22 protein-coding genes are annotated in these 21109 nt (G+C 69.2%); 7 read left to right on the top strand and 15 right to left on the bottom strand.

Translation table 11 applies throughout. The annotated features are described in order from the left end of the window. Positions 1 to 7 precede the first annotated feature (7 nt). Complete coding sequence (locus Ahu01nite_RS22120; protein WP_203838497.1) at positions 8 to 355, top strand: hypothetical protein; 348 nt, start codon at positions 8 to 10, stop codon at positions 353 to 355. Between the two features lie 21 nt (positions 356 to 376). Here the strand turns inward: Ahu01nite_RS22120 and Ahu01nite_RS22115 are convergent, their stop codons facing one another. The 3 genes from Ahu01nite_RS22115 to Ahu01nite_RS22105 form a co-directional block, all read right to left on the bottom strand. Beyond that, on the bottom strand, positions 377 to 2998 hold the full coding sequence (locus Ahu01nite_RS22115) for a putative bifunctional diguanylate cyclase/phosphodiesterase (protein WP_239159045.1): 2622 nt from the start codon (positions 2996 to 2998) through the stop codon (positions 377 to 379). 244 nt (positions 2999 to 3242) lie between these two features. Then, complete coding sequence (locus Ahu01nite_RS22110; protein WP_203838495.1) at positions 3243 to 3518, bottom strand: MoaD/ThiS family protein; 276 nt, start codon at positions 3516 to 3518, stop codon at positions 3243 to 3245. A gap of 19 nt (positions 3519 to 3537) precedes the next feature. Continuing rightward, positions 3538 to 4611 carry a WD40/YVTN/BNR-like repeat-containing protein gene (locus tag Ahu01nite_RS22105; protein WP_203838494.1) on the bottom strand — a complete coding sequence of 358 codons (1074 nt, stop codon included), beginning with the start codon at positions 4609 to 4611 and terminating at the stop codon, positions 3538 to 3540. Between the two features lie 65 nt (positions 4612 to 4676). On the opposite strand from Ahu01nite_RS22105, the gene Ahu01nite_RS22100 reads away from it, so the two are divergent. Continuing rightward, positions 4677 to 5102 (top strand): PH domain-containing protein, encoded by a 426-nt coding sequence (locus Ahu01nite_RS22100; protein WP_239159044.1) that lies wholly within the window; start codon positions 4677 to 4679, stop codon positions 5100 to 5102. On the opposite strand, the gene Ahu01nite_RS22095 is transcribed toward Ahu01nite_RS22100, so the two are convergent. Next, positions 5077 to 6003 (bottom strand): 2-hydroxyacid dehydrogenase, encoded by a 927-nt coding sequence (locus Ahu01nite_RS22095; RefSeq protein ID WP_203838492.1) that lies wholly within the window; start codon positions 6001 to 6003, stop codon positions 5077 to 5079. The genes Ahu01nite_RS22100 and Ahu01nite_RS22095 overlap by 26 nt on opposite strands. On the opposite strand from Ahu01nite_RS22095, the gene Ahu01nite_RS22090 reads away from it, so the two are divergent. Next, positions 5983 to 7236 carry a PQQ-dependent sugar dehydrogenase gene (locus Ahu01nite_RS22090; protein ID WP_203838491.1) on the top strand — a complete coding sequence of 418 codons (1254 nt, stop codon included), beginning with the start codon at positions 5983 to 5985 and terminating at the stop codon, positions 7234 to 7236. The genes Ahu01nite_RS22095 and Ahu01nite_RS22090 overlap by 21 nt on opposite strands. A gap of 45 nt (positions 7237 to 7281) precedes the next feature. Then, a complete protein-coding gene (locus Ahu01nite_RS22085; protein WP_239159042.1) occupies positions 7282 to 8847 on the top strand; it encodes a metallophosphoesterase family protein in 1566 nt (521 codons plus the stop codon). On the opposite strand, the gene Ahu01nite_RS22080 is transcribed toward Ahu01nite_RS22085, so the two are convergent. From Ahu01nite_RS22080 to Ahu01nite_RS22065, 4 genes are all read right to left on the bottom strand, one after another. Then, positions 8815 to 9513, bottom strand: a complete 699-nt coding sequence (locus Ahu01nite_RS22080; RefSeq protein WP_203838489.1) for a hypothetical protein — start codon at positions 9511 to 9513, stop codon at positions 8815 to 8817. The genes Ahu01nite_RS22085 and Ahu01nite_RS22080 overlap by 33 nt on opposite strands. A 68-nt stretch (positions 9514 to 9581) precedes the next feature. Further along, positions 9582 to 10136, bottom strand: a complete 555-nt coding sequence (locus Ahu01nite_RS22075; RefSeq protein WP_203838488.1) for a TetR/AcrR family transcriptional regulator — start codon at positions 10134 to 10136, stop codon at positions 9582 to 9584. After that, complete coding sequence (locus tag Ahu01nite_RS22070; RefSeq protein ID WP_203838487.1) at positions 10136 to 10462, bottom strand: DMT family transporter; 327 nt, start codon at positions 10460 to 10462, stop codon at positions 10136 to 10138. The genes Ahu01nite_RS22075 and Ahu01nite_RS22070 overlap by 1 nt, the downstream gene beginning before the upstream one ends. 105 nt (positions 10463 to 10567) lie before the next feature. Next, the gene (locus Ahu01nite_RS22065) at positions 10568 to 10804 is read right to left on the bottom strand and encodes a hypothetical protein (RefSeq protein ID WP_203838486.1); all 237 of its coding nucleotides are present in this window, start codon (positions 10802 to 10804) and stop codon (positions 10568 to 10570) included. 130 nt (positions 10805 to 10934) lie between these two features. Between Ahu01nite_RS22065 and Ahu01nite_RS22060 the strand changes: the two genes are divergently transcribed. Next, positions 10935 to 11330, top strand: a complete 396-nt coding sequence (locus Ahu01nite_RS22060; protein ID WP_203838485.1) for a nuclear transport factor 2 family protein — start codon at positions 10935 to 10937, stop codon at positions 11328 to 11330. Here Ahu01nite_RS22060 and Ahu01nite_RS22055 read toward each other — a convergent pair. Together Ahu01nite_RS22055 and gatB are read right to left on the bottom strand one after the other, a co-directional pair. Then, the gene (locus Ahu01nite_RS22055; RefSeq protein WP_203838484.1) at positions 11327 to 11929 is read right to left on the bottom strand and encodes an HIT family protein; all 603 of its coding nucleotides are present in this window, start codon (positions 11927 to 11929) and stop codon (positions 11327 to 11329) included. The genes Ahu01nite_RS22060 and Ahu01nite_RS22055 overlap by 4 nt on opposite strands. A gap of 58 nt (positions 11930 to 11987) precedes the next feature. Continuing rightward, positions 11988 to 13481, bottom strand: a complete 1494-nt coding sequence (gatB, locus tag Ahu01nite_RS22050) for an Asp-tRNA(Asn)/Glu-tRNA(Gln) amidotransferase subunit GatB (protein WP_203838483.1) — start codon at positions 13479 to 13481, stop codon at positions 11988 to 11990. Positions 13482 to 13602: 121 nt separating this feature from the next. On the opposite strand from gatB, the gene Ahu01nite_RS22045 reads away from it, so the two are divergent. Next, complete coding sequence (locus Ahu01nite_RS22045) at positions 13603 to 15054, top strand: M1 family metallopeptidase (RefSeq protein ID WP_203838482.1); 1452 nt, start codon at positions 13603 to 13605, stop codon at positions 15052 to 15054. Between the two features lie 6 nt (positions 15055 to 15060). Here the strand turns inward: Ahu01nite_RS22045 and Ahu01nite_RS22040 are convergent, their stop codons facing one another. Further along, the gene (locus Ahu01nite_RS22040; RefSeq protein WP_203838481.1) at positions 15061 to 15888 is read right to left on the bottom strand and encodes an SDR family oxidoreductase; all 828 of its coding nucleotides are present in this window, start codon (positions 15886 to 15888) and stop codon (positions 15061 to 15063) included. Between Ahu01nite_RS22040 and Ahu01nite_RS22035 the strand changes: the two genes are divergently transcribed. Continuing rightward, a complete protein-coding gene (locus Ahu01nite_RS22035) occupies positions 15887 to 16777 on the top strand; it encodes a helix-turn-helix domain-containing protein (protein WP_239159041.1) in 891 nt (296 codons plus the stop codon). The two genes, Ahu01nite_RS22040 and Ahu01nite_RS22035, sit on opposite strands and share 2 nt — an antisense overlap. On the opposite strand, the gene Ahu01nite_RS22030 is transcribed toward Ahu01nite_RS22035, so the two are convergent. Genes Ahu01nite_RS22030 through gatA form a run of 4 tightly spaced genes read right to left on the bottom strand, consistent with a single transcriptional unit; the run spans position 16749 to position 21089 of the window. Further along, positions 16749 to 17552 (bottom strand): MerR family transcriptional regulator, encoded by an 804-nt coding sequence (locus Ahu01nite_RS22030; RefSeq protein WP_203838480.1) that lies wholly within the window; start codon positions 17550 to 17552, stop codon positions 16749 to 16751. The two genes, Ahu01nite_RS22035 and Ahu01nite_RS22030, sit on opposite strands and share 29 nt — an antisense overlap. Before the next feature lie 51 nt (positions 17553 to 17603). Then, complete coding sequence (locus tag Ahu01nite_RS22025; RefSeq protein WP_203838479.1) at positions 17604 to 18224, bottom strand: DUF4276 family protein; 621 nt, start codon at positions 18222 to 18224, stop codon at positions 17604 to 17606. Then, entirely contained in the window at positions 18224 to 19621 is a 1398-nt protein-coding gene (locus tag Ahu01nite_RS22020; RefSeq protein WP_203838478.1) for an AAA family ATPase, read from the bottom strand. The genes Ahu01nite_RS22025 and Ahu01nite_RS22020 overlap by 1 nt, the downstream gene beginning before the upstream one ends. A 10-nt stretch (positions 19622 to 19631) precedes the next feature. Continuing rightward, positions 19632 to 21089, bottom strand: a complete 1458-nt coding sequence (gatA, locus tag Ahu01nite_RS22015) for an Asp-tRNA(Asn)/Glu-tRNA(Gln) amidotransferase subunit GatA (protein WP_438874813.1) — start codon at positions 21087 to 21089, stop codon at positions 19632 to 19634. Positions 21090 to 21109 lie beyond the last annotated feature (20 nt).

The following is a 21109-nucleotide window of genomic DNA, read 5'->3' as shown; positions in this document are numbered from 1 at the left end:
TCGGCACGTGATTCAGATCGACGGCGTACACGTCCAGGATTCCCTGGTCGCCCTCTCCGCGGCCGGCGTACCCATCCTGCAGGTCCGCTGGCTCGAGGCCCGCGGCGCGGAAGAGGTGGTCAACGGCGCCGGGGCCGTGGTCTTCGGCCCGATCCGATCGTGGACGCTCCGAGGCAACGATCTCACCTTCGAGTACGGCGAGCGGGCGGCGACGGAACTGGGCTTCCCCACCCTGCACGAACTGCAGCTCGACGTCCCGGAGGAAGAGATCGCCCGGACCCGCGACGAACTCCTCGAAATCCTGAACGGCACCTGCTGCGTCATCGACACCCCCGGCCTCCGCTACACCGACTGAGCGCGCGCGCTTCGGGCGTGCCTATCCGCGGTGGGTTTCCAAATAGGCTTCCATGCGCTCGGCCGGGGCGGGGCGGCCGAGTTTGAAGCCCTGGCCGAAGTGGCAGCCGGCCCGGCGGGCGCGGTCGATCTGGTCGGAGGTTTCGAGGCCCTTGGCGACGATCTGGAGGCCGAGGCGGCGGCCGAGGCTGACCACGACGTCGATGACCGCGGGGGTGGTGGGGTGCGGGAGTTGCTGGCTGATGAGGGACTGGTCGAGTTTGAGGATGTCGACCGGGAGGCGGCGGAGGTGGGCCAGGGATGCCTGGCCGGCGCCGAAGTCGTCGAGGGCGGCTCGGACGCCCAGTTTTCGCAGGCCGGAGAGGGCCGCGACGATGGCGGGGACGTCTTCGGCGATCCAGGTTTCCTGGACGTCGATGACGAGGCGGTCGGGGGCGATTCCGTAGCGGGTGAGGATTTCGGCGACGTGGTCGGGGAAGCGGGCGGTGAGGAGCTCGCGGGGGGCGATGTTGACCGAGAGCCAGAAGTCGGTGTCGCCGGTTGACCAGCTTGCCAGGTGGCGGCAGGCGGCTTCGAGGACCCATTCGTCGAGTTCGGCGGCGCAGCCCACGGCACGGGCGATGGGGAGGAGTTCGGCGGGGAGGATGGTGCCGAGGGTGGGGTGGCGCCAGCGGAGGAGTGCTTCGACGCCGACCGGCTGGTCGTCGGTGAGGTTGAGGACCGGTTGGAAGACGAGGTCGAGTTCGCCGCGGTCGGGGGCGCCGAGGAGTTCTCGTTCGAGGTCCATGCGGCGGTGGAGCTGGATCTCGACGTCGGTGTCGTACCACTCGACGCGGTCCTTGCCGAGCTGGAAGGCGCGGCTGCGGGCCAGGTCGGCGTGCCGGACGACCTCGTCGGAGTCCTTGCCGCCGGAGAGTTCCGCGAGGCCGATGCTGGTGTGCAGCTCGACGATCGTGCCGGGGAGCTGGTAGGGCTCGACCACGGCGGTGACGATGCGGGTGGCCAGGGCGTACGCGAGGACTGCCCCGTCGGTGGTCAGCACCGCGAACTCGTCGCCGCCGAGCCGTGCCGGGACGTCGTCCGGGCCGATCAGCGCTCGGACGCGCCGGGCGACCTCGATGAGGACGGCGTCCCCGGTTTCGCGGCCCCGGGTGTCGTTGATCTCGGCGAGGCCGTGCAGATCGATGACGAGCAGGGTGCCCTGCTGGCCCGCGCGGCGACGGAACTCCAGGAGGTCCCGCATCAGGGCGCGGCGGTTCGCGAGGCCCGTGAGCTGATCGGTGTAGGAGAGCTTGTGCAGCGTACGTTCCAGATGTCGCCGCTCCCCGACGTCCCGCACGTGAACGACGAGCGCCGCGACCTCGGGCACGGACCGCTGATCGGCCACGGTGGACTCGGTGTCGCGCCAGACGCCGTGCCCGTCGCAGAGCCGGGCGGTGAGCAGCGCGGGCGGGCCGTCGCCGTGTTCCCCGGCGAGCAGTGCCTCGATGCCGGCCTGTGCCCCGCGAACGTCCTCGGGATGGATCAGGTCGAGGAAGGTCCGCCCGATCACCTCGGAGTCGGCGAGCCCGAACAGCCGCGCGGCCGCCGGCGACTGCCAGCGGACGGTCAGCTTGTCGTCGAGCACCAGGGTGAGGTCGGTCGCACCGGCGACCAGGGACCGGAAGTGGGCTTCCTTGGTGGCCAGCTGCCCGGTGTAGGACCGGATGTCGCTGACGACCAGCAGCTCCCGCATGGTCAGCACCGCGACCATCAGAATGCCGAGGACCACCCCGACGGTGTCGAAGTCCCCCACGAAGATGAGGTGGTAGAGCGCGGCGACCACGCCGACCCCTGCCGGGACGGCGAGCAACGGATAGCTCGACAGATACTGGTCGGGCTCGCGCGGCGTGATCCGCTCGGGCAGGTGCCGCCGCGAACCACCCTCGGCGGTCAGCGTCAGACCGGCCACGATCACCAGCCCGCACAGCGAGATTCCCCACCCGCCGATGTCGGACAGCACAAAGTTCGCGACGGTGCTGAGCGCGATCATCAGCACGATCGCTCCGGCACCACACCGCAACGCCGCCGGCCGGTGGAGCCGCGCCCGCAACACGATCACGGTGACCATCGAGATGCCGGTAGCGGCGCACAATGTGCAGGCCAGCGCGGCATACGGGGTCTCCCGCATCGTCGTGACGAGGTATGCGGCGAACCCCAGGCTGATGCCCAGCCCCAGCCCGTCGAACATCCGCCGCAACCGCACGGCGACGGTCGAGGCGGCACCGGGCAGCAGCATGGTGCCCAGCACGAAGAACGTCGCCACGCCCGCGACGCCCGCCGAGACGAACCAGTCGGCGGCGGGATCGTCGAGCGCCAGCACACCGCAGGTCACGGCCGTCAGCAACGCGGCGACCCCGATCATCCCCGCGCCCCGGCAGGCCGCGAAAACCTGCTCATCGTGATGGATGGCCAGCGCGGTGTGCCACAGCACCCCGGTCGCGAAGACCGCGGCGATGCCGACACCGACGGCCAGCGAGACGAGCACGGGCAGCACCCCGGCCATCCCGGCGACGAGCACACCGGTGGCCACGACGGGGGCGAGCAAAAACGCCACACGGGTGCTGACCCGCGAGGTGGGGCGCGCGAGGGGCGACACTGCCACGGTGGTCGGGATCCTTGAAAGCTCGAGGGGCTTACGGGCGCTTGAGGGAAGGCTCCCACTGCGGGTAACGACCATCCCCCGGACAGGTTACGTGCGGCACAACCCCCTTCGCACTCGCGGAACGTCTGTTATGGACAAGCCGATCATCCTGCTTTTCTCGGTACGCCCTCCGCGCGGCCCACCTGACCAGGCGTTGCACCCGGCAGCCCGCAGCAGGCAGCCCGCAGCCCTCAGACCTCAGCGCTCAGCCGCCGGCGACCGAGGGCAGCACCTGGATCTCGGCCGCGGCGGGCACCGGGGTGTCCAGCCCACCCGACCGCCGGCAGTCCTCACCGTCCACATAGACGTTCACATACCGCCGGAGCACGCCGGTCTCGTCACGCAACCGGCGCTCCAGCCGCGGCCACCGCTGCCCGATCTCGTCCAGCACCGCCCGCAGCGACCCGTCCGCCCCGACGATCAGCCGTCCCTCGCCCCCGGCCTCGGCCCGCAGCGCACCCGGAACCAGCACAACCGGCATCAGTGACCCCCTTCCGACGTCATGAGATCACCGCGCGCACGCAGAGCACATCCGGCAGGTGGGCGGCCACGGTGGACCAGGTCTCGCCCTCGTCGCGGCTCGCGTAGACCTCGCCGGCGCGGCTGCCGAAGTAGACCCCGGCCGTCGTCGCGTTGTCGGTGCACATGGCGTCGCGCAGCACCACCGGGTAATACGGGTCGTCGGGGAGGCCTTGGTGCTGGGGTTGCCAGGTGTCGCCGGCGTCGGTGGAGCGGAAGACCCGGCAGCGCAGGTCGACCGGCTCGCGTCGGCCATCGCTGACCAGGGGGAAGCTCCAGATCGTGCCGCCGCGGGCCGGATGGGTGACCATGGTGAAGCCGAAGTCGGCGGGCAGCGTGGCGGCGATGGACTGCCACGAGTCACCGCCGTCCGTGGTGCGGTAGACGCCGTGGTGGTTCTGCGCGTAGTAGCTGTCCGGGTCGGCGGCGTCACGGGCGACCTTGTGCACGCACTGGCCGAACTCGGGCCACGGGTCGGGCAGGAAGTAGGCCTTGATGCCCCGGTTGGCGGGCGCCCAGGTCTCGCCGCCGTCCGAGGTGCGGTAGACCCCGCCCGTGGACATCGCGACCAGGACCTTCCGGGCGTCGTCGGGGTGCGGGAGGATCGTGTGGATCGCCTGGCCGCCGAAGCCGGCTCCCCAGTCGGGCCGGTGCGGGTGGTCCCACAGCCCCCGGACCAGCTCGTAGGTGAGCCCGCCATCCGTGGAGCGCCACAGCGCCGAGGGCTGGGTGCCCGCCCACACGACGGGCCCGGCAGGGGTGATCTGCCACACGCGCTCGACCGCCACGCCCGTGTCAGTCGGGAAGGCCAGCGGCGCGTGATCGGGCTCCTGCCAGGTCGCGCCGTAGTCGTCGCTGACGGTCACCGTCGGGCCGAAGTGGGAGCTGTCGATGCCGGCCAGGAGGCGCGGCACGGGTCTGCTGGTGTCGAAGGCCACGGCGTAGACAGCCGTGCCCGGGAAATGCGCGGAGCTGAGTCGCCAGCTCCGCCGGTCGTCGTCGCTGGAGGCCAGGAACAGGCCCTTGCGGGTGCCGATGGCGAGCGTCGCGGTCATGGCTCGGAGTATCCGCCCGGGGTCCGACAAAAATCCGGCTGATACCCGATGGGAGGATGGGGAACGTGAGCAGCAAGAAGCCCGTTTTCCGCGTACGCCGATCCGGCGCCCTGGTCCTCGCCGCCTTCATCGCGTTCGTCAGTGCCGTGCCGTTCGCCGGGGGCAGGTGGGTGCTGGCGCCGTTACTGCTGATCCCGCTTCTCGTGCTGATCTGGGCGTTCCGGGCCGGCACCGATGTCACCACCGAGGGGCTGCGGGTGCGGGCGCTCTTCGGCAGCACCGAGGTGCCCTGGTCACGCGTCGCCGAGCTCGGGCCCGACAAGCGCGGCCGGATCTCAGCGCTGCTCACCGACGGTAAGGTCCTGGCGCTGACCGGGGTCACCGAAGGTAACCTCTCCGAGGTCCTGGCGGCGGGTGGCCAGGAGCTGACGGGCGGCCAGGAACTGAACGCCGAGAACCAGGAAGTCAGTAGCCCCCCGACACCTGATTGATCAACGGCTCCCCGGCAGCGAAGCGGCGCACCTGATCGCCGGCCAGCGCATAAGCCCTCGGCAGCAGCCCGACCACCGAGCCGCCGGTGTGCGGCGTGATGAAGACGTTCGGCAGCTGCCAGAGCGGGTGGCCCTCGGGCAGCGGCTCCGGGTCGGTCACGTCGAGCGCGGCGGAGATGCGGCCCGTGGCGACCTCGGTGAGCAGGGCGGCGGTGTCGGCGACCGGGCCCCGGGCGGCGTTGATCAGCAGCGCCCCGTCGGCCATCGCGGCCAGGAACGCGGCGTCGACCATGCCCCGGGTCTGCTCGGTCAGCGGCACCAGGAGCACCACGACCTCGGCGTCCGGGAGCAGGGCGGGCAGCTCGTCGACGCTGTGCACACCCTCGGCGGGCCGCGCTGTCCGGGCGACGCGGGTGATCGTCACGCCGAACGGCGCCAGGTGCTCCTCGACGGCCCGGCCGATGGACCCCGCGCCGACGATCAGGACCCGTTTGCCGGTGAGTTCGCGCGTCGGGGTGAAGGAGCTGAATGACCACTCTTCGCGCTGCTGTGCTCGTACAAAATCAGGGAATTGACGCAGAGCAGCGATCGCTGCACCGACCACCCACTCAGCGACGGGTTTGTCATGCACGCCGCGGGCATCGCACAGTGTTACTCCCGGGGGCACCTGCCCGACCCAGGCGTCCGCACCCGCGGACAGCAGCTGGACGACCTTGAGCGCCCCGAATTTGGGCAGCTGGTCCGCCGCCCGTGCCGTCGAGAGGAAGGGCGGCACCCAGAAGTCGACCTCCGCCGGATCGGAGGGCCAGGTGCCGGCGTCCTCGCAGACCTCGACCTCGACGCCGGCGGGCAGCTCGCCGAGCAGCCCGCGGCCCTTCTCATGTGCGATCCACACCTTCACGCCTTACAAAGTAGTCCGGCCAGGGCTTCCCAGCGGGCGCGGCTACCCTGGTCTGGTGAACGAGGAGGTCGTGTGATCGTGCGCAGTCGCCGCGCCCGCACGTGTGCCGTTGCTCTCGGCTCCGTGCTGTTCCTGACCACCGCGTGCAGCTTCGGCCCGCCGGACCCCGATGTGGCGGGCGAGCCACCCAATCTGCCGAAGCCCTCCGCCGCCGCCACCGCTTCCGCGCAGGAGCAGCAGGAGGTGGCGGTCACCGTGCTGGCCAAGGGCCTCGAGGTGCCGTGGGGCATGGCCTTCCTGCCCGACGGCTCGGCGCTGGTCACCGAGCGCGACACGGCCCGCATCCTGCAGGTGGGGCCGGAGACCGACGGCGACAGCCTCAAGGTGACGGAAGTGCAGCGACTCTCCGAGGTCACCGCGGGTGGCGACGGCGGCCTGCTGGGCATCGCGGTCTCCCCGAAGTACGCGACCGACAAGACCGTCTTCGTCTACTACTCGACGACGAAGGACAACCGGGTCGCGAAGCTGACGCTCAAGGGCAAGCCGCAGCCGATCCTGACCGGCATCCCGCACGCGACCGACGTCAACGGCGGCCAGCTCGCGTTCGGGCCGGACGGGTTCCTCTACGTGACGACGGGCGACGCTACCAACGGTGTGCAGGCGCAGGACCCGAAGAGCCTCGGCGGCAAGATTCTCCGGATCACCGCGGACGGCAAGCCGGCGACGGGTAACCCGGTCAAGACCTCGCCGGTGTGGTCGTCGGGGCACCGTGACGTGCAGGGACTCGCCTGGGACTCCGGAAAGCGCCTCTATGCGAGCGAGTCCGACCAGAGCAGGACCAGCGAGCTCAACGTCATCGTCAAGGGCAAGAATTACGGCTGGGCCGCCGTCGAGGGCGCCGGCAGCGACACCAAATACACCAATCCCCTGGTCAGCTGGCCGAACGCCGAGTCCAACTGCTCCGGCGTGGCCGTCATGGAACGCATTATCGCGACCGCCTGCCGGGACGGCCAGCAGCTCTGGATGCTCAACGTGACCGGCAACGGCACGCTGCTCGGACAGCCGCAGGCCCTGCTCAAGGGCGAGTTCGGGCGGTTGCGCGCGCTGGCCGCCGCCCCGGACGGCTCACTCTGGGTCGCCACCTCCAACCAGGAGGAAGGCGCCACCCCGGATCCCGAGGACGACCGCATCCTGCGCCTGGTTCTGTCCGGCGGAGGAGCCGGGCGGAGCTAGTTTGACGACACACACGCGGGGGCAGGTGAGCCGTTGACCATGAATATGACAATCTCGCGAGCGAATGCCGCAGCAAACCGGGTCTGGCGGCACGCCTGGACCCGACGTCTCGGTCGATGGGCCGCGGTCCTGCTCGTCGGCCTGACCGGCGTCGTCGTGGGCGTGATGCTGCTCGCCCACACGCAGATCGGCGTAGGCCCGTTCCGCGCCGACATGTCGATCACCCCGTCGATCCAGGGCGGCACGGAGATCGACATCCCACCGCTGGGCTCGCTGCACCTGGACAGCCACGACGGCCCCATCCACCTCAAGGTGGACCTCGGCTCGCTCGACCAGGAACGCACCGCGGCGCTGATCGACGATCCGACGGCGATCAGCGCGGCCGGCCAGTCCGCGGTCGACGACGTGACCAAGGGCGTCATGCAGCTGGGCCTGCGCGCGCTCGGCGCGGCGATCGTCTGCTCGCTGATCCTCTCCGCGCTGATCTTCCGCAACATCCGCAAGGTCGCCGCCGCCGGCGTGCTCGCGCTGGTCGTCACGGGCGGCAGCCTCGGCCTGGCAGCGGGCACCGTCCGCCCCGACTCGATCAGCGAACCGCGCTACGAGGGGCTGCTGGTCAACGCGCCCGCCGTGGTCGGTGACGCCCGCAAGATCGCCGACAACTACGGCCGGTACGCCGACCAGCTCGCCGAGCTCGTCAGCAACGTGAGCCGCATCTACACCACGGTGTCGACGCTGCCCGTACAGCCGGCCGGCAACACCACCCGCATCCTGCACGTCTCCGACCTGCACCTGAACCCGGCGTCCTGGAGCGTGATCAAGACGGTGGTCAAGCAGTGGGACATCGACGCGATCATCGACACGGGCGACATCGTCGACTGGGGAAGCAGCGCGGAAACGACCTATGTGAACAACATCGCCACGGTCGGCGTCCCGTACATCTATGTCCGCGGCAACCACGACTCCTCGGCCATCCAGGCAGCGGTGGCCCGGCAGAAGAACGCCAAGGTCCTGGACAACACGATCATCACGATCAACGGCCTGACCATCGCGGGCATCGGCGACCCGGAATTCACTCCTGACAAGAGCGAAACCGAAGCCCCGGCGAACTCCGACGATCCGGCGACGAACCCCCTGCTCGCGGCCGGTGACCAGCTCGCGGACACCATCCGGGCCGCCAAGACCCGCGTCGGCGTGGCCCTGGTCCACGACCCGGCGATGGCACCCCCGCTGTCCGGAACCGTCCCGCTGGTCCTGGCCGGTCACACCCACAAACGCGAGGTGAGCATCCTCGGAGCGCCCACGGCCGACCCCTCCGCGGCCCCGGCCGCGTCACCCGCTCCGGCCACCGCCCCGGTCGAGACCCGGCTGCTGGTGGAGGGTTCGACGGGCGGCGCCGGCCTGCGTGGCCTGGAGAAGGAGGAACCGACCCCGCTGCAGATGTCGGTCCTCTACTTCGACGAGAACCAGTCCCTCAAGGCCTACGACGACATCCAGCTCGGCGGCACCGGCCAATCCAACGTCACGGTCCAGCGCAACGTCGTCGGCGCGGAAGAAGCCCGCCCGACCACCAACCCCTCAGTGGTCAATGGAGTCACTCCCAGCCGCTGATCTTCTGCGACTCCGCCGGATGTCTTCGAGCCGCGCATTCATCGCCGCCGCTCGGGCCCGCCTCGTGCCCCGCGGACCGTGAAACTCCCGATAGTCATCCCGGGTGACCCAGTAGGCCGGCGCCGTCAAAGCCCCGATCACGGCCAGCAGGATCAGCAACAACGGCCAGAAAGCCTCCCGTGCCTCGGCCAGTTCCTCCGGCAACCGCGGATCGACCAGCCCCGCCGGATCCCGCACGACGACCACGGCCTCGACCTCACTCTTACCCTCGGGCCAGGTCGTGAGCCGCCCCGGGATCAGCTCGCCCCCGGCCTCGAGCGTGTAGGTGTCGCCGGTCCTGCTCACATGCTTCACCGCCGAGGTGGCAACCACCTCCTCACCTCGCGCGCTCAGCACCGCGGCCCACACCCCCGTGGTGACCTGCCCCATCAGGAGCGCACTCAGCACCCAGACCGCATAGAGCCACCCGAACCGAACCGGGGAACGCGCTCCCGCCGCAGCGGCATACAGCGCTATCAGCACCAGGCTCCAGAGCAGTGCCCCCAGCGCAGCCGCCAGATCAGGCCGGATCCAGGCCCCCGCCGTCACGGCCGCCAAGCCCGAAATACCGAGCAGCAGAGCGAAACACCCCGCCACCCGCCCGACAATCAACCCGGCCCGCCGCACGCCATCCAAGGTAGACAGCCGGCGCTCCTACCCCCGCCCTGGCCGCCATCGCATATTTGGCCGATGCCTCACGCCTCGTCGGCGATCAGTCGCCGGACCACCGCGGTGAGCCGATCGCCGTCGAGGTCGGATCCCGTGACCATCGCCTGCAGGATCACCCCGTCGACCAGGGCGACAACATCCCCGGCGGCCCCGCCCGCGTACGGTTCGAGCATCCGGCTCATCCCGTCCAGCCACCCCCGGGCGAGCGGCCGCAACCGGGGATCGCGGGCAGCGGCGACGTAGAGCTCGTACTCGACCTGCACCCGGCGCCGATCGCCGAGATACCCCTGGACCAGCCCGGTCAGCTCGGCCGGCACATCGCCGGCACCGCCCAGCCGCTCAGCCCAGCCGTCCAGCTCGACCCGCAACTCCTCAGCCGCATGCTGCAGGGCGGCGCCGATGAGATCGTCCAACGTCGGAAAGTAATACGTCGTGGTCCCCAGCGGTAACTCGGCCCGCAGAGCGACCGCCCGATGCGTGGTCCGCCCGATGCCCACCTCGGCGATGACTTCGAGCGCGGCCTCGGCCAGTGCCCGCCGCCGCGCCTCGGGATCACGCGTCCGCTTCTGCTGCGCACCCATCAGTGCTGTGCCGCCCCACCGACGTTCAGCGTCACCACTCCCGCCACGATCAGGCTCACTCCCACGACCTTGACAACGGTGATCGGCTCGTTCAGGAAGGCCGCACCGATGGTGACAATCGCCGCAGTCCCCAGCCCGGACCAGATCGCGTACGCCACCCCGACCTGCACGCCCTTGATCGCCTGCGACAGCAGCACGAATGACAACACATAACCGGCCAGGCAGGCCACCGTGGGCCACAGCCGCGTGAACCCGTCGGTCGCCTTCAACAGGCTGGTCCCGAACACCTCGGCCGCGATGGCCCCCACCAGATACAGATAAGCCACGACGTACGCCCCAGATCCCGTGTAGTACAAAAGTACAAGTACGATCGTACAACTCGGTGCCCGGCGGAAGCCCAGTCAATGTGACGAGGATCCAACAGCCGCCGGCTACTTGAGGTCGCGCCCGACCCCGACAAGCTTGGCGCGAAACCGGTCAACCTGCCGCTCGATGGACAAGCCGGCCACCCCCGGCTCGTTGAGCCGCAGCGAGACGGCACCATGCACAGCCGCCCGCAGGTCCAGCGCGATCACTTCGGCGTCGTCATCCACGGCGAGCAGACCGGCGTCGATGCAGCGCTGCACAGCGGCGACCGAGCGCTCCGCCATGACCAGCTTGAAGGACATGTCCGCTCGCCGGTTCAGGGCGCACTCGTGCAGGACCTTGGTGGCGATGCCGAGCTCCCGGGCGACCGCATGCAGCGAGAGGGTCTCATCCTCGGCCGCCGCGTCCAGGAGCCGCAGGGTGGCCGAGACGATGTCATCCCTCAGCAGGTTGCCCCGCCCACGCTGGTTGCGACCACGGGTCGCGTTCTATGAGGCCGGGCTCAACAACAAGGACTTCACCGCCGCGTCGGAGCTGCTCGGCAGCACCCACACGCAGCACAACCCGCGGATCGCGGACGGCGTGGACGGTTTCCGGGACTTCGTCGCGGGGCTGGCCGAGGAGTTCCCCGACCTGCGGGCCGAGGTCAAGCGCCTCTTCGCCGACGGCGACTACGTGGTGGCCCATGTCCACGGCATCCGGGTGCCCGGTCAGCGCGGGACGGCGATCGTCGACATCTTCCGGCTCGACGAGGGCAAGATCGTCGAGCACTGGGACGTCATGCAGCCCGTCCCCGAGACCTCGTTGAACCCGCACGGCATGTTCTAGGAGCGCCGGCCCCCGTAGGAGGCAACCAGGGCATCGGCGACGGCGTTCGCGTCCGTGTCGGCCAGGTCGGCTGGGTATTCGGGGAGGAGGTCGTCCCAGATGACGAGCCAGGATCCGTACAACTGGGACTGTCCTTCGGGGCGGGCGAAGAACCAGAGGTGCAGATGCGCGCCGCCGTCACCGACGCGGTAGAGGTGCGCACGGGAGATGTGCGGCAGGGCCTGCACGTGGCGGGCGATGTGGGTGCTCAGGACGCCGAGCTCGGCTGCGAGGTCGTCGGGCAGGTCAGCCAGGTCGTAGTGGTCGCGGGGGTGCAGCATGAGCACCAGCGGCACGCCGACCTTCGCGATCCGGGTCAGGCGCCAGCGGTCGTCGAACCAGATGCCCTTGTCGCGGTCCCGGCACGAGCTGCAGTCCGACGGGTCCTCACCGTGCCGGGGTGGCTCGGGCAGCACCGGCGGACGCAACCGGGCCACGCGCAGGCCGTCCTGATCGAACGGGCTGATGTCCCAGCCCGTCATGCGCGCCAGCGGAAGTCGCTGCTCGTCGTCCGCGGCAGCAACCGCACGGTTGTAGAACTCTTCGGGTGTCATCGCCATGCCCGCAGGCTAGGACTACCCCGCACGGCCGGGACCGTGCGGGGTGCTGCGAGGAGGGTCAGCTCAGGCGGGCGAGGATCAGCTCGCGGACCGTCTTGGCGTCGGCCTGGCCGCGGGTGGTCTTCATGACCGCGCCGACCAGGGCGCCCGCGGCGGCGAGCTTGCCGTCGCGGATCTTGGCGGCGACGTCGGGGTTGGCGGCGATCGCCTCGTCGACTGCGGTCTGCAGGGCGCCGGTGTCGGAGACGACCTCGAGGCCGCGGGTCTTCATGACGACCGCGGGGTCGCCCTCGCCGGCGACGACGCCTTCGAGGACCTGGCGGGCGAGCTTGTCGTTGATCTTGCCCTCGTCGACCAGGGTCTGGAGCTGGGCGACCTGGGCGGGGGTGGCACCGACCAGCGAGAGCTCGACGCCGGTCTCGTTGGCGCGGCGGGCGAGCTCTCCCATCCACCACTTGCGGGCGCCCGCGGCGGTGGCGCCGGCGAGGATGGTCTCCTCGATCAGCTCGACCGCGCCGGCGTTGGCCACCGACTGCATGTCGGACTCGCTGATGCCCCAGTCGACGCGGAGGCGGGCGCGCTTGCTGCTGGGGCGCTCGGGGAGAGCGGCCTTGAGCTCGGCGACCCAGGCGGTGTCGGGGGCGATCGGGACCAGGTCGGGCTCGGGGAAGTAGCGGTAGTCGGTCGCCGTTTCCTTGGAGCGGCCCGGGCGGGTGTTGCCGGTGTCCTCCTGGAAGTGGCGGGTCTCCTGGTGGATGCGGCCGCCGCCGTCGAGGACGCCCGCCTGGCGGATGATCTCGGAGCGGACCGCGCGCTCGACCGAGCGCAGCGAGTTGACGTTCTTGGCCTCGGTGCGGGTGCCCCACTCGTCGCCGGGCTTGTTGAGCGAGGTGTTGACGTCGCAGCGCAGCGAGCCCTGCTCCATGCGCACGTCGGAGACGCCGAGCGAGCGGATGATGTCGCGCAGCTCGGTGACGTAGGCACGGGCGATCTCGGGCGCGCGCGAGCCGAGGCCGGTGACGGGCTTGGTGACGATCTCGACGAGCGGGATGCCGGCACGGTTGTAGTCGACCAGCGACTCGGTGGCGCCGTGGATGCGCCCGGTGGCACCGCCGACGTGCAGGGACTTGCCGGTGTCCTCCTCGAGGTGGACCCGCTCGATCTCGATGCGGAACGTCTCGCCCTCGATCTCGACATCGACGTAACCGTCGACGCACAGCGGCTCGTCGTACTGCGAGGTCTGGAAGTTCTTCGGCATGTCCGGGTAGAAGTAGTTCTTCCGGGCCATCCGGCACCAGGACGCGATGTCGCAGTTGAGCGCGAGACCGATGCGGATGGTCGCCTCGATGCCGGCCCGGTTGGCGACCGGCAGCGCGCCGGGCAGACCGAGGCAGACCGGGCAGACCTGGGTGTTGGGCTCCGCGCCGAACTCGGTGGGACATCCGCAGAACATCTTGGTGTTCGTGCCGAGCTCGACGTGCGTCTCCAGGCCGATCACCGGCTCGTAGCGCGCGACGGCGTCGTCGTAGGTGGGAAGCACGGTCGTACTCATGCGGTGGACTCCAGGTGACTGCGGGATCCGACGAACACAAGCCTAATGGGCCCCACCGACAAGAATCAGGCGGGTTTCGCCTGCCCCCACGAGAAAAGACCATTTCGGTACGGTCTACCGCATGCGTCGCGTCCCTCTCCTGTCCGTCCTGGCCGTGGCAGCCCTCGTTGCCGGCTGCACGTCCACCCCGTCTGCAAAGCCCACAGCCTCGGCGGAAGCCTCGGCGAGTCCTGCCGTCACCGTCGACTATGCGGCCTGGTCAGCGGGGCGTTCGAAGCCCAAGGCGGACCCGCTCTATCCCAAACGCGGCACGGACAAGCTCGATGTCCTGCACTACGCCCTCGACCTGACCTGGGATCCGAAAAGCAAAAACCTGACAGGCACGGCAACTCTTCAGGTACGCCCGACAGCTGACGCGAAGCAGCTGTCGCTCGACTTCATGCCGTACGAGCTCGACTCGGTCACCGTGGACGAGGCGCCGGTCACAGCGACTGTGACGGACGAGAAACTGACTTTCCCCACGGCCCTCACCGCCGACAAGCCGATCACGATGGTCGTCAAATATCACGGCGAGCCGAAGACGACCCCGATGCCGTCACACCGCTCGGACACCGAGCCGCTCGGCCTCACGGTCACCAAGGACGGCGGCCTCTGGACGATGCAGGAGCCGTTCGGCGCGTTCACCTGGTACCCGGCGAATGACCAGCCCTCCGACGAGGCGCTCTACGACATCGCGGTGACCGTCCCCGAGGGCTGGTCCGCGATCGCCGGTGGCACCCCGGCCGGGCAGGACGGCACCACGTTCAAGTACCGCAGCACAGACCCGGTGGCGACCTACCTGACCACGCTGGCCGTGGGCAAGTACACGAAGGTCACCGCCAAGGGCCCGCACGACCTGCCGCTGACCTACTGGTATCGCCCCGGCACCGATGACGACGTCGTGGCGTCGCTGAAGAAGTCCCCGGATTACGTGAAGTTCCTGGAGGAGCGTTTCGGCCCCTACCCGTTCCCGAGCGGCGGCATCGTGATGGTCGACTCCGCGTCGGGCATGGAGACCCAGCAGATGATCACCATGGGCGGCAAGCACGGGAAATGGGACAAGGACGCTCAGTCAGGCTTCGAGGAAGACCTCCTCCATGAGTACGCCCACCAGTGGTTCGGCGACTCGGTCACCCCGACCACGTGGAAGGACCTGTGGCTCAACGAGGGCTGGGCGACGTACGCACAGTTCCTCTGGGAGAAGAAGGTCTACAACCTCACCGACGCCCAGCTGGAGACCTTCTTCCGGGCCCGCGACGCTGAGCTGCGCAAGAAGCTCGGGCCGCCCGGGAGCCCGCTGGCGGCGAACTTCGCCGAGAGCAACGTGTACATCTGCCCGGCGGCGATGCTGCAGCAGCTGCACGAGAAGCTCGGCGACAAGGCGTTCTTCGCCCTGGGCACGGCCTGGGTGCAGAAGCAGAAGAACACCCAGCAGGACCGGGCGACGTTCATCGCCTTCGTGAAGAAGCAGACCGGAAAGGACTACAGCAAGCTGATCAACACCTGGCTGGACTCACCGACCACCCCGGCGTGACCCCGGTCAGGAGCTGGTCTCCGCAGCGGTGACCCGCTGCGGCTCGACCTGGGCGAGGCGGGCGCGGAGGGCCGCTGTGACGGCCGCGTAGGAGTCGCTGCCCAGCACGAGCCGCAGCGGGGCGGGCTCCTCATCGACGCTGTCGATCACCCGGGCAGCGATCTTCGCCGGGTCGCCGGGGAGCGCGGGAGGGCCGTTCCGGAAGGCGCGCACCATCGCGGCCGGGGTGCCGTCGTAGGCCGCGAGCGGTTCGCCGAGCTGCAGGCTGCCGTTGGCGAACGCCGTGCGCGCGCCGCCCGGCTCGACCAGCGTCACCCCGATGTTGAACGGGGCGACCTCCTGGGCCAGTGCCTCCATGAAGCCTTCGACGCCCCACTTCCCGGCGTGGTAGAGCGAGGCGCCCGGGTGCGCGGCGAGCCCGGCTACCGAGGACATTTGGATGATGCGGCCGCTGCCCTGCGTACGCAGATGGGGAAGCGCGGCCCTGGCCGTCTGGATGGCACCGATCAGGTTCGTGGCGATCTGGTGCTGGACCTGCTCGTCGCTCACCTCCTCCGCCGCGCCGAACAGGCCGTAGCCGGCGTTGATCACGACGACGTCGATCCGCCCCAGATCGGCGAAAGCGGCATCCACGACCTCGCGGATCCTCGGCACGTCGGTGACATCGAGGTGACCGGCCCAGAAGCTTTCCGCGTACGTTTCCTGCAGGTCTTTGACCGAATCCGGCCGGCGGACGGTTCCGGCGACCCGGTCGCCGCGGGAGAGGAGCTGCTCGGCGAGTTCGCGGCCGAACCCGCTGTTGACGCCGGTGATGAACCAGGTACGAGTTGTCATGCCTACGATCGTCGGAGCAGCGACCGCCGCGCGGCAGCCCCCGCTGTTCCTGGTAGTAGGAGGGACACCCATGGACAACGCCCTCGGGGATTTCCTGCGCGCCCGGCGGGAGCTGGTCACACCCGCCGAGGTGGGTCTGCCGCCCGGCAACACCCTGCGCCGGGTGCCGGGGCTGCGCCGCGAGGAGGTGGCGCTGCTCGCCGGGATCAGCGCCGAGTACTACCTGCGCCTCGAACAGGGCCGCGACCGGAGCCCGTCGGCCCAGGTGATCGACGCGATCGCCGCGGTGTTGCGGCTGGATGCGGAGGGTACGGCGTACCTCCTGGCACTGGCCCAGCCAAAGTCGCGCCGCCGCCCCGCCCGCAGTGAGGACCGGGTGCCCGCGGGTCTTGCCCTGCTGCTCCGGACGATCAACGTGCCCGCGATGGTGATCAACAAATACAACGACGTCGTGGCGGCCAACGCCCTGGCCCAGGAGCTGTCCCCGGACAACACCCCCGGCGTGAACCGGCTCCGGTCACTGTTCCTCGACCCGGCGGCACCCGGCTACCACCCCGACTGGGAGAAGATCACCGTCGCCGCCGTGGCCCACCTGCGCGCCCAGGCCGGCACGGAGACCCGGGACGACCGGCTGCACGCCCTGATCGAGGAGATGTCCCTCAAGAGCGACAGGTTCCGGCAACTGTGGGCCCGCCACGACGTACGCCTGTCCACCGGCGGCAACGTCCGCGTCCGCCACCCGAAGGTCGGCGACCTGGACCTACTGGTCGAAAAGTTCGCCGTCGTCGGCAGTGACGGTCTCGAGGCTCTGCTCCTGCACGCAAAGCCCGGCACCCCCACCGCCGACGCCCTGGCGCTGCTCAGCTCAATGGCGCTTGAAGCTCGGTGACCCACTCGTCGCGGTTCGGCGGGAACTCGAGGGTGACCTCACGGGCGTAGCCGGCGGGCTGGAAGCCGCTCTCGTCGATCCACCGGGCCAGCGTCTGCTCGGTCGGGACCACGGCGTCCATCGACCCACGGTGCACGATGGTCGCCGCCCGCTCGATCGCCGGCAGGTCAACGACCCGCAGGTCGCCCTCCTGCAGCGGCATGTTGACGGGCATCGCGGCGTGGACAATGATCCGGCCGTCCTCCGCGTCCTCGTAGTAGGCCACGGCGGGTCCCGCGAAAACAGCCGGATCGAGTCGCCCGCACAGCTCCTCGAACAGCGGCCCGATCACCGGGCTGATGTCCTCCGGCTCGTAGCTCGCCGAGATCGCGGTCAGCTCCGCCACCCGTACCCCAGGAATGCTCTTGATGATGACTTCGTCGCTCGACATTCGTCCCTCGCCCTCAATGGCTCGGAGCCTCGCCTCGACCTGCACCAACCGCCCCGCCGAAGCAGCCATGACGGTCTCCAACTCGGCCCGGCGCAGCCGCAGCATCCCCCGCAACTCCTCGGTGGTCACCGCATCATCGATGATGTCGCGCACCTGCTGGAGCGTGAACCCCAGCTCCTTGAGCGCGATCACCCGATTCAGCCGGGCAAGCTGAGCAGCCGTGTAGTGCCGGTAACCGGTAGCCGGATCGGTGTGAGCGGGACGCAACAGCCCGGTCGCGTCATAGTGACGCAGCATCCGGACCGACACCCGCCCGTGCCTGGCGAACTCTCCAATGGTGAACATGATGTCTCCGACTTCATCGCCTGACACGGTGTGAGGGTCAAGCGCCGCCGGTCAACGAAATCCGAGTTTCTCCAGAGCCTGCTGGGTCTCGCGCCAGAGCTGGGTAAAAGCCGGCACCTGACAGAGCCGTTCCAGGGACACCATCGCACCCAGTTGGCTGTAATGATCTGCGGTCGATCGGCTCAACCTGCCGATCGACCGGTCAAGGACCTGCTTCGGGTCAATCAGACCCTCTACGTCCTTGGGCTGGGCAGGCACGCCCAGTTGGGAGTCGGGCCACTGCACCCCGAACGCGCGCCGGAGCGCAGCCCCGTCCGCCAGCAGCCACGCTTCTGTCTCGCGGACCGGCACCACCGTCACCAGTTGCTCGCTGCGGGATCCCCACGCGGCACGCAATGGCTCCAGCCATTCAGTCTCGGTCCTGCCGGGCCGGGCTCCGCGATCGTGGTGGAAGAACACCACGAGGAAGCTTCCGCGGTTCCGGTCGACGAGGTCGAGCACTTCTTCGAGGCTGCGCGGGCCTTTCTTCTCCCGTACGGGCCGCACGTCGGCGACTTCCACAGAATCCTGGTAATCCGCGCAGATCTCCTGCAACATCCGTCCGAGCAGAGGCGGCAGAAAGCGGTCGTCGGTGGTGCCTTCCGAGATGAGAGCAGTCGTGAGATACCTCATCAGCGTTCCAGGGCCTCGGACACCTCGAACTCAGCTATTTCGCTGGGACTGACCACAGCTCCGGGCTGGAGCTCGGTATCGACCGACAACTGCGGTCCAGTCAGGTCCCGATACTTGCTGATTCGGCTACGCCCCCGTCCACCACCGACCAATGTCGCGACGTCCATATAGATGGCATCTCGTCGCGTGCCGTCCCCGGATGGGTCAAGTGCCCGAAGGATGGCCGGTGAGTGACTGCTCAACACGAGCTGGGTCAGCTTCTCACCGCGGCCCGCCCCCCGTGCCTGTATCCCTCGCTTGACCAATTCCCTCAGAGAGCTTACAAACTGCGCAAGACGACCAGGGAAGAGGCCATTCTCAGGCTCCTCGAAGCAGATCAATCCCGCACCCGCTGGATCGTAGAGCGCGGCGAGGAGAGCAATCGTCCGAAGCGTCCCGTCAGAGGCGACCCTCGCCGAGTACGGCGCCTCGTCCTGCGTAACCACTTCTACTTGGCGCTGCCGCCGGACGGCGTCATCGCTCACCTGCACCTGGACGATGCCAGGGACAATGGTGGCGACATCGGCGGACAAGTCGTTGAGGACACCGGCTGGCCGGTCCGCGTCACCGCTCTCCTCCGCGATACGCCGAAGCGTGTTGGCGAGATGGGCGCCATTGGCAGCCAGGGTGTCCGGGTCATCGAACGAGTCCGGGCGCCGCAGCGCGCTCGGGTCGAGGTAGAGCAGCCGCCATGACTGCAATTCCCGCTTTAACGCGTAAAGCAGTGGGAAGTCGGTGGCTGTTGTCAGCGTCGACAGCACGCTGGCGGTCGCGGCTGTAGCTGGCAGGTGTCTCTTACGCCCTTGGTTCCCTTGCTGACGGATGCTGAACCTCGGCCGCCCTTGGTCATCCACTTCGGTGTCAAGCAAATCCGCAGCGCCATTCGAATAGACGGCAAGGGCTTTGCGGTCAGCAGGATCAAACTGCTGAATCCAACGATCGTCGACCCGACGGATCTTGAACGCTGACTCGTGGATGACAAAGGGTCTCAGCGCTCCGGTATGCCCTACCTCGCGCAGTTCGATTACGAGCTCATACCGTAATCGTGAATGATTCACGCGGACCGAGTCCCCGAAGGCATCGGTGACCGACCCGTCCAGCAACACCTCGACCGCGAAGGTCATGACCTTCATCGGGGTGCCGTCGACGTGACGATGGAACAGATCGGTGATGTCCCCACGCGATTGCTGCGCGGCCTCCAGCACCGGCTGCCCGGCAAGCTGTCCGATGAACTGGATGGCGTCGAACAGGTTGGACTTGCCGGCGGCGTTCCGGCCGATGATGACCAGGAACGGCGGGAGATCCAAGTGGAAGTCCCGGAACGACTTGAATCCGTCGATCTCGATCCTGGTCAGCATCGGCCGCTGCCTACAGCTCGGGCGGGGTGAACGTGCCGACTGCTGACTCCAGGGCGGCGGCGACCCTGTACATGCGGTCGTCGGCCATGGTGGGGGCCATGATCTGGAAGCCGACCGGGAGGCCTTCGGAGAGGCCGCACGGGACGGAGATCGCCGGGCCGCCGTAGAGGTTGGTCGGGATGGTGTAGAGGTCGGCGAGATACATCTGGTACGGGTCCGAGGTGCGCGATCCGAACGGGAAGGCGACGAACGGCGTGGTCGGGGAGATGAGGACATCGACCTGGTCGAAGGCCTTGGTGAAGTCGCGCGTGATGAGGGTGCGGACCTTCTGGGCCTGGCCGTAGTAGGCGTCGTAGTAGCCGCTGGACAGGGCGTAGGTGCCGAGGATGATGCGGCGCTTGACCTCGGGGCCGAACCCGCTGTCGCGGGTGAGCGACATGACCTCTTCGAGGGAGCGGTTGCCGTCGTCGCCGACGCGCACGCCGTAGCGGACGCCGTCGAAGCGGGCCAGGTTGGAGGAGGCTTCGCTGGGGGCGATCAGGTAGTAGGCCGGGAGGGCGTACTCGAAGTGGGGGCAGGAGATCTCGACGATCTCGGCACCCAGCTTGACGAGGGCTTCGACCGACTCGTGGAACGCCGCCATGACGCCCGGCTCGGCGCCCTCGCCCGCGAACTCCTTGACCACGCCGAGCTTGACGCCGGTCAGGTCACCGGTGGCGCCCAGGCGGGCGGCGGCGACCACGTCCGGGACGGGCTGCGGGATGGAGGTGGAGTCGCGCGGGTCGTGACCGGCGATCACCGCGTGGAGCAGGGCGGTGTCCTCGACCGTGCGAGCACACGGCCCGGGCGTGTCCAGTGACGACGAGAAGGCGATGAGCCCGTAGCGCGAGGTGCCGCCGTAGGTGGGCTTGGCGCCGACCGTGCCGGTGACCGCGCCGGGCTGGCGGATGGAGCCGCCCGTGTCGGTGCCGATGGCGAGCGGTGCCTCGTAGGCCGCGAGCGACGCCGCGCTGCCGCCGCCGGAGCCGCCGGGGATGCGCCCGAGATCCCACGGGTTGTTCGTGGGGCCGTAGGCGGAGTATTCGGTGGAGGAGCCCATCGCGAACTCGTCCATGTTGGTCTTGCCGAGCATCACCATGCCGGCTTCGCGCAGACGCGAGACGATGGTGGCGTCGTAGGGCGGCTTCCAGCCCTCGAGGATCTTGGAGGCGGCCGTGGTGGGCACGCCCTTGGTGGTGACCACGTCCTTGACCGCGATCGGCACTCCGGCGAGCGGGCCGAGCTCTTCGCCCTTGCCGCGGCGGATGTCGACGGCGGCCGCGGCGGCGAGTGCGCCCTCACGGTCGACGTGCAGGAAGGCGTGGACGCGCTCGTCGACGGCGGTGATCCGGTCGAGGTGCGCGGTGGTGACCTCGACGGCGGAGGCTTCGCCGGAGGAGATGAGACCGGCGATCTGGGCCGCGGTCATCCGGGTGACGTCACTCACGG

The organism is Winogradskya humida (assembly GCF_016862215.1).
In the GTDB taxonomy this organism is placed as follows: domain Bacteria; phylum Actinomycetota; class Actinomycetes; order Mycobacteriales; family Micromonosporaceae; genus Actinoplanes; species Actinoplanes humidus.
The sequence above is the reverse complement of the archived record's forward strand: the minus strand, read 5'-3'. Positions and strand labels throughout refer to the sequence as shown.

Bases quoted from the DNA above. Each gene is read 5' to 3' on its own strand.
- Ahu01nite_RS22110 (WP_203838495.1), bottom strand. From the start codon at position 3,518: ATGCCGGTTGTGCTGGTTCCGGGTGCGCTGCGGGCCGAGGCCGGGGGC.
- Ahu01nite_RS22105 (WP_203838494.1), bottom strand. From the start codon at position 4,611: ATGACCGCGACGCTCGCCATCGGCACCCGCAAGGGCCTGTTCCTGGCC.
- Ahu01nite_RS22090 (WP_203838491.1), top strand. From the start codon at position 5,983: ATGTGCGATCCACACCTTCACGCCTTACAAAGTAGTCCGGCCAGGGCT.
- Ahu01nite_RS22085 (WP_239159042.1), top strand. From the start codon at position 7,282: ATGACAATCTCGCGAGCGAATGCCGCAGCAAACCGGGTCTGGCGGCAC.
- Ahu01nite_RS22075 (WP_203838488.1), bottom strand. From the start codon at position 10,136: ATGGGTGCGCAGCAGAAGCGGACGCGTGATCCCGAGGCGCGGCGGCGG.
- Ahu01nite_RS22065 (WP_203838486.1), bottom strand. From the start codon at position 10,804: ATGTCCTTCAAGCTGGTCATGGCGGAGCGCTCGGTCGCCGCTGTGCAG.
- Ahu01nite_RS22060 (WP_203838485.1), top strand. From the start codon at position 10,935: ATGTCATCCCTCAGCAGGTTGCCCCGCCCACGCTGGTTGCGACCACGG.
- Ahu01nite_RS22055 (WP_203838484.1), bottom strand. From the start codon at position 11,929: ATGGCGATGACACCCGAAGAGTTCTACAACCGTGCGGTTGCTGCCGCG.
- gatB (WP_203838483.1), bottom strand. From the start codon at position 13,481: ATGAGTACGACCGTGCTTCCCACCTACGACGACGCCGTCGCGCGCTAC.
- Ahu01nite_RS22045 (WP_203838482.1), top strand. From the start codon at position 13,603: ATGCGTCGCGTCCCTCTCCTGTCCGTCCTGGCCGTGGCAGCCCTCGTT.
- Ahu01nite_RS22035 (WP_239159041.1), top strand. From the start codon at position 15,887: ATGCCTACGATCGTCGGAGCAGCGACCGCCGCGCGGCAGCCCCCGCTG.
- Ahu01nite_RS22040 (WP_203838481.1), bottom strand. From the start codon at position 15,888: ATGACAACTCGTACCTGGTTCATCACCGGCGTCAACAGCGGGTTCGGC.
- Ahu01nite_RS22030 (WP_203838480.1), bottom strand. From the start codon at position 17,552: ATGTTCACCATTGGAGAGTTCGCCAGGCACGGGCGGGTGTCGGTCCGG.
- Ahu01nite_RS22025 (WP_203838479.1), bottom strand. From the start codon at position 18,224: ATGAGGTATCTCACGACTGCTCTCATCTCGGAAGGCACCACCGACGAC.
- Ahu01nite_RS22020 (WP_203838478.1), bottom strand. From the start codon at position 19,621: ATGCTGACCAGGATCGAGATCGACGGATTCAAGTCGTTCCGGGACTTC.
- gatA (WP_438874813.1), bottom strand. From the start codon at position 21,089: ATGACCGCGGCCCAGATCGCCGGTCTCATCTCCTCCGGCGAAGCCTCC.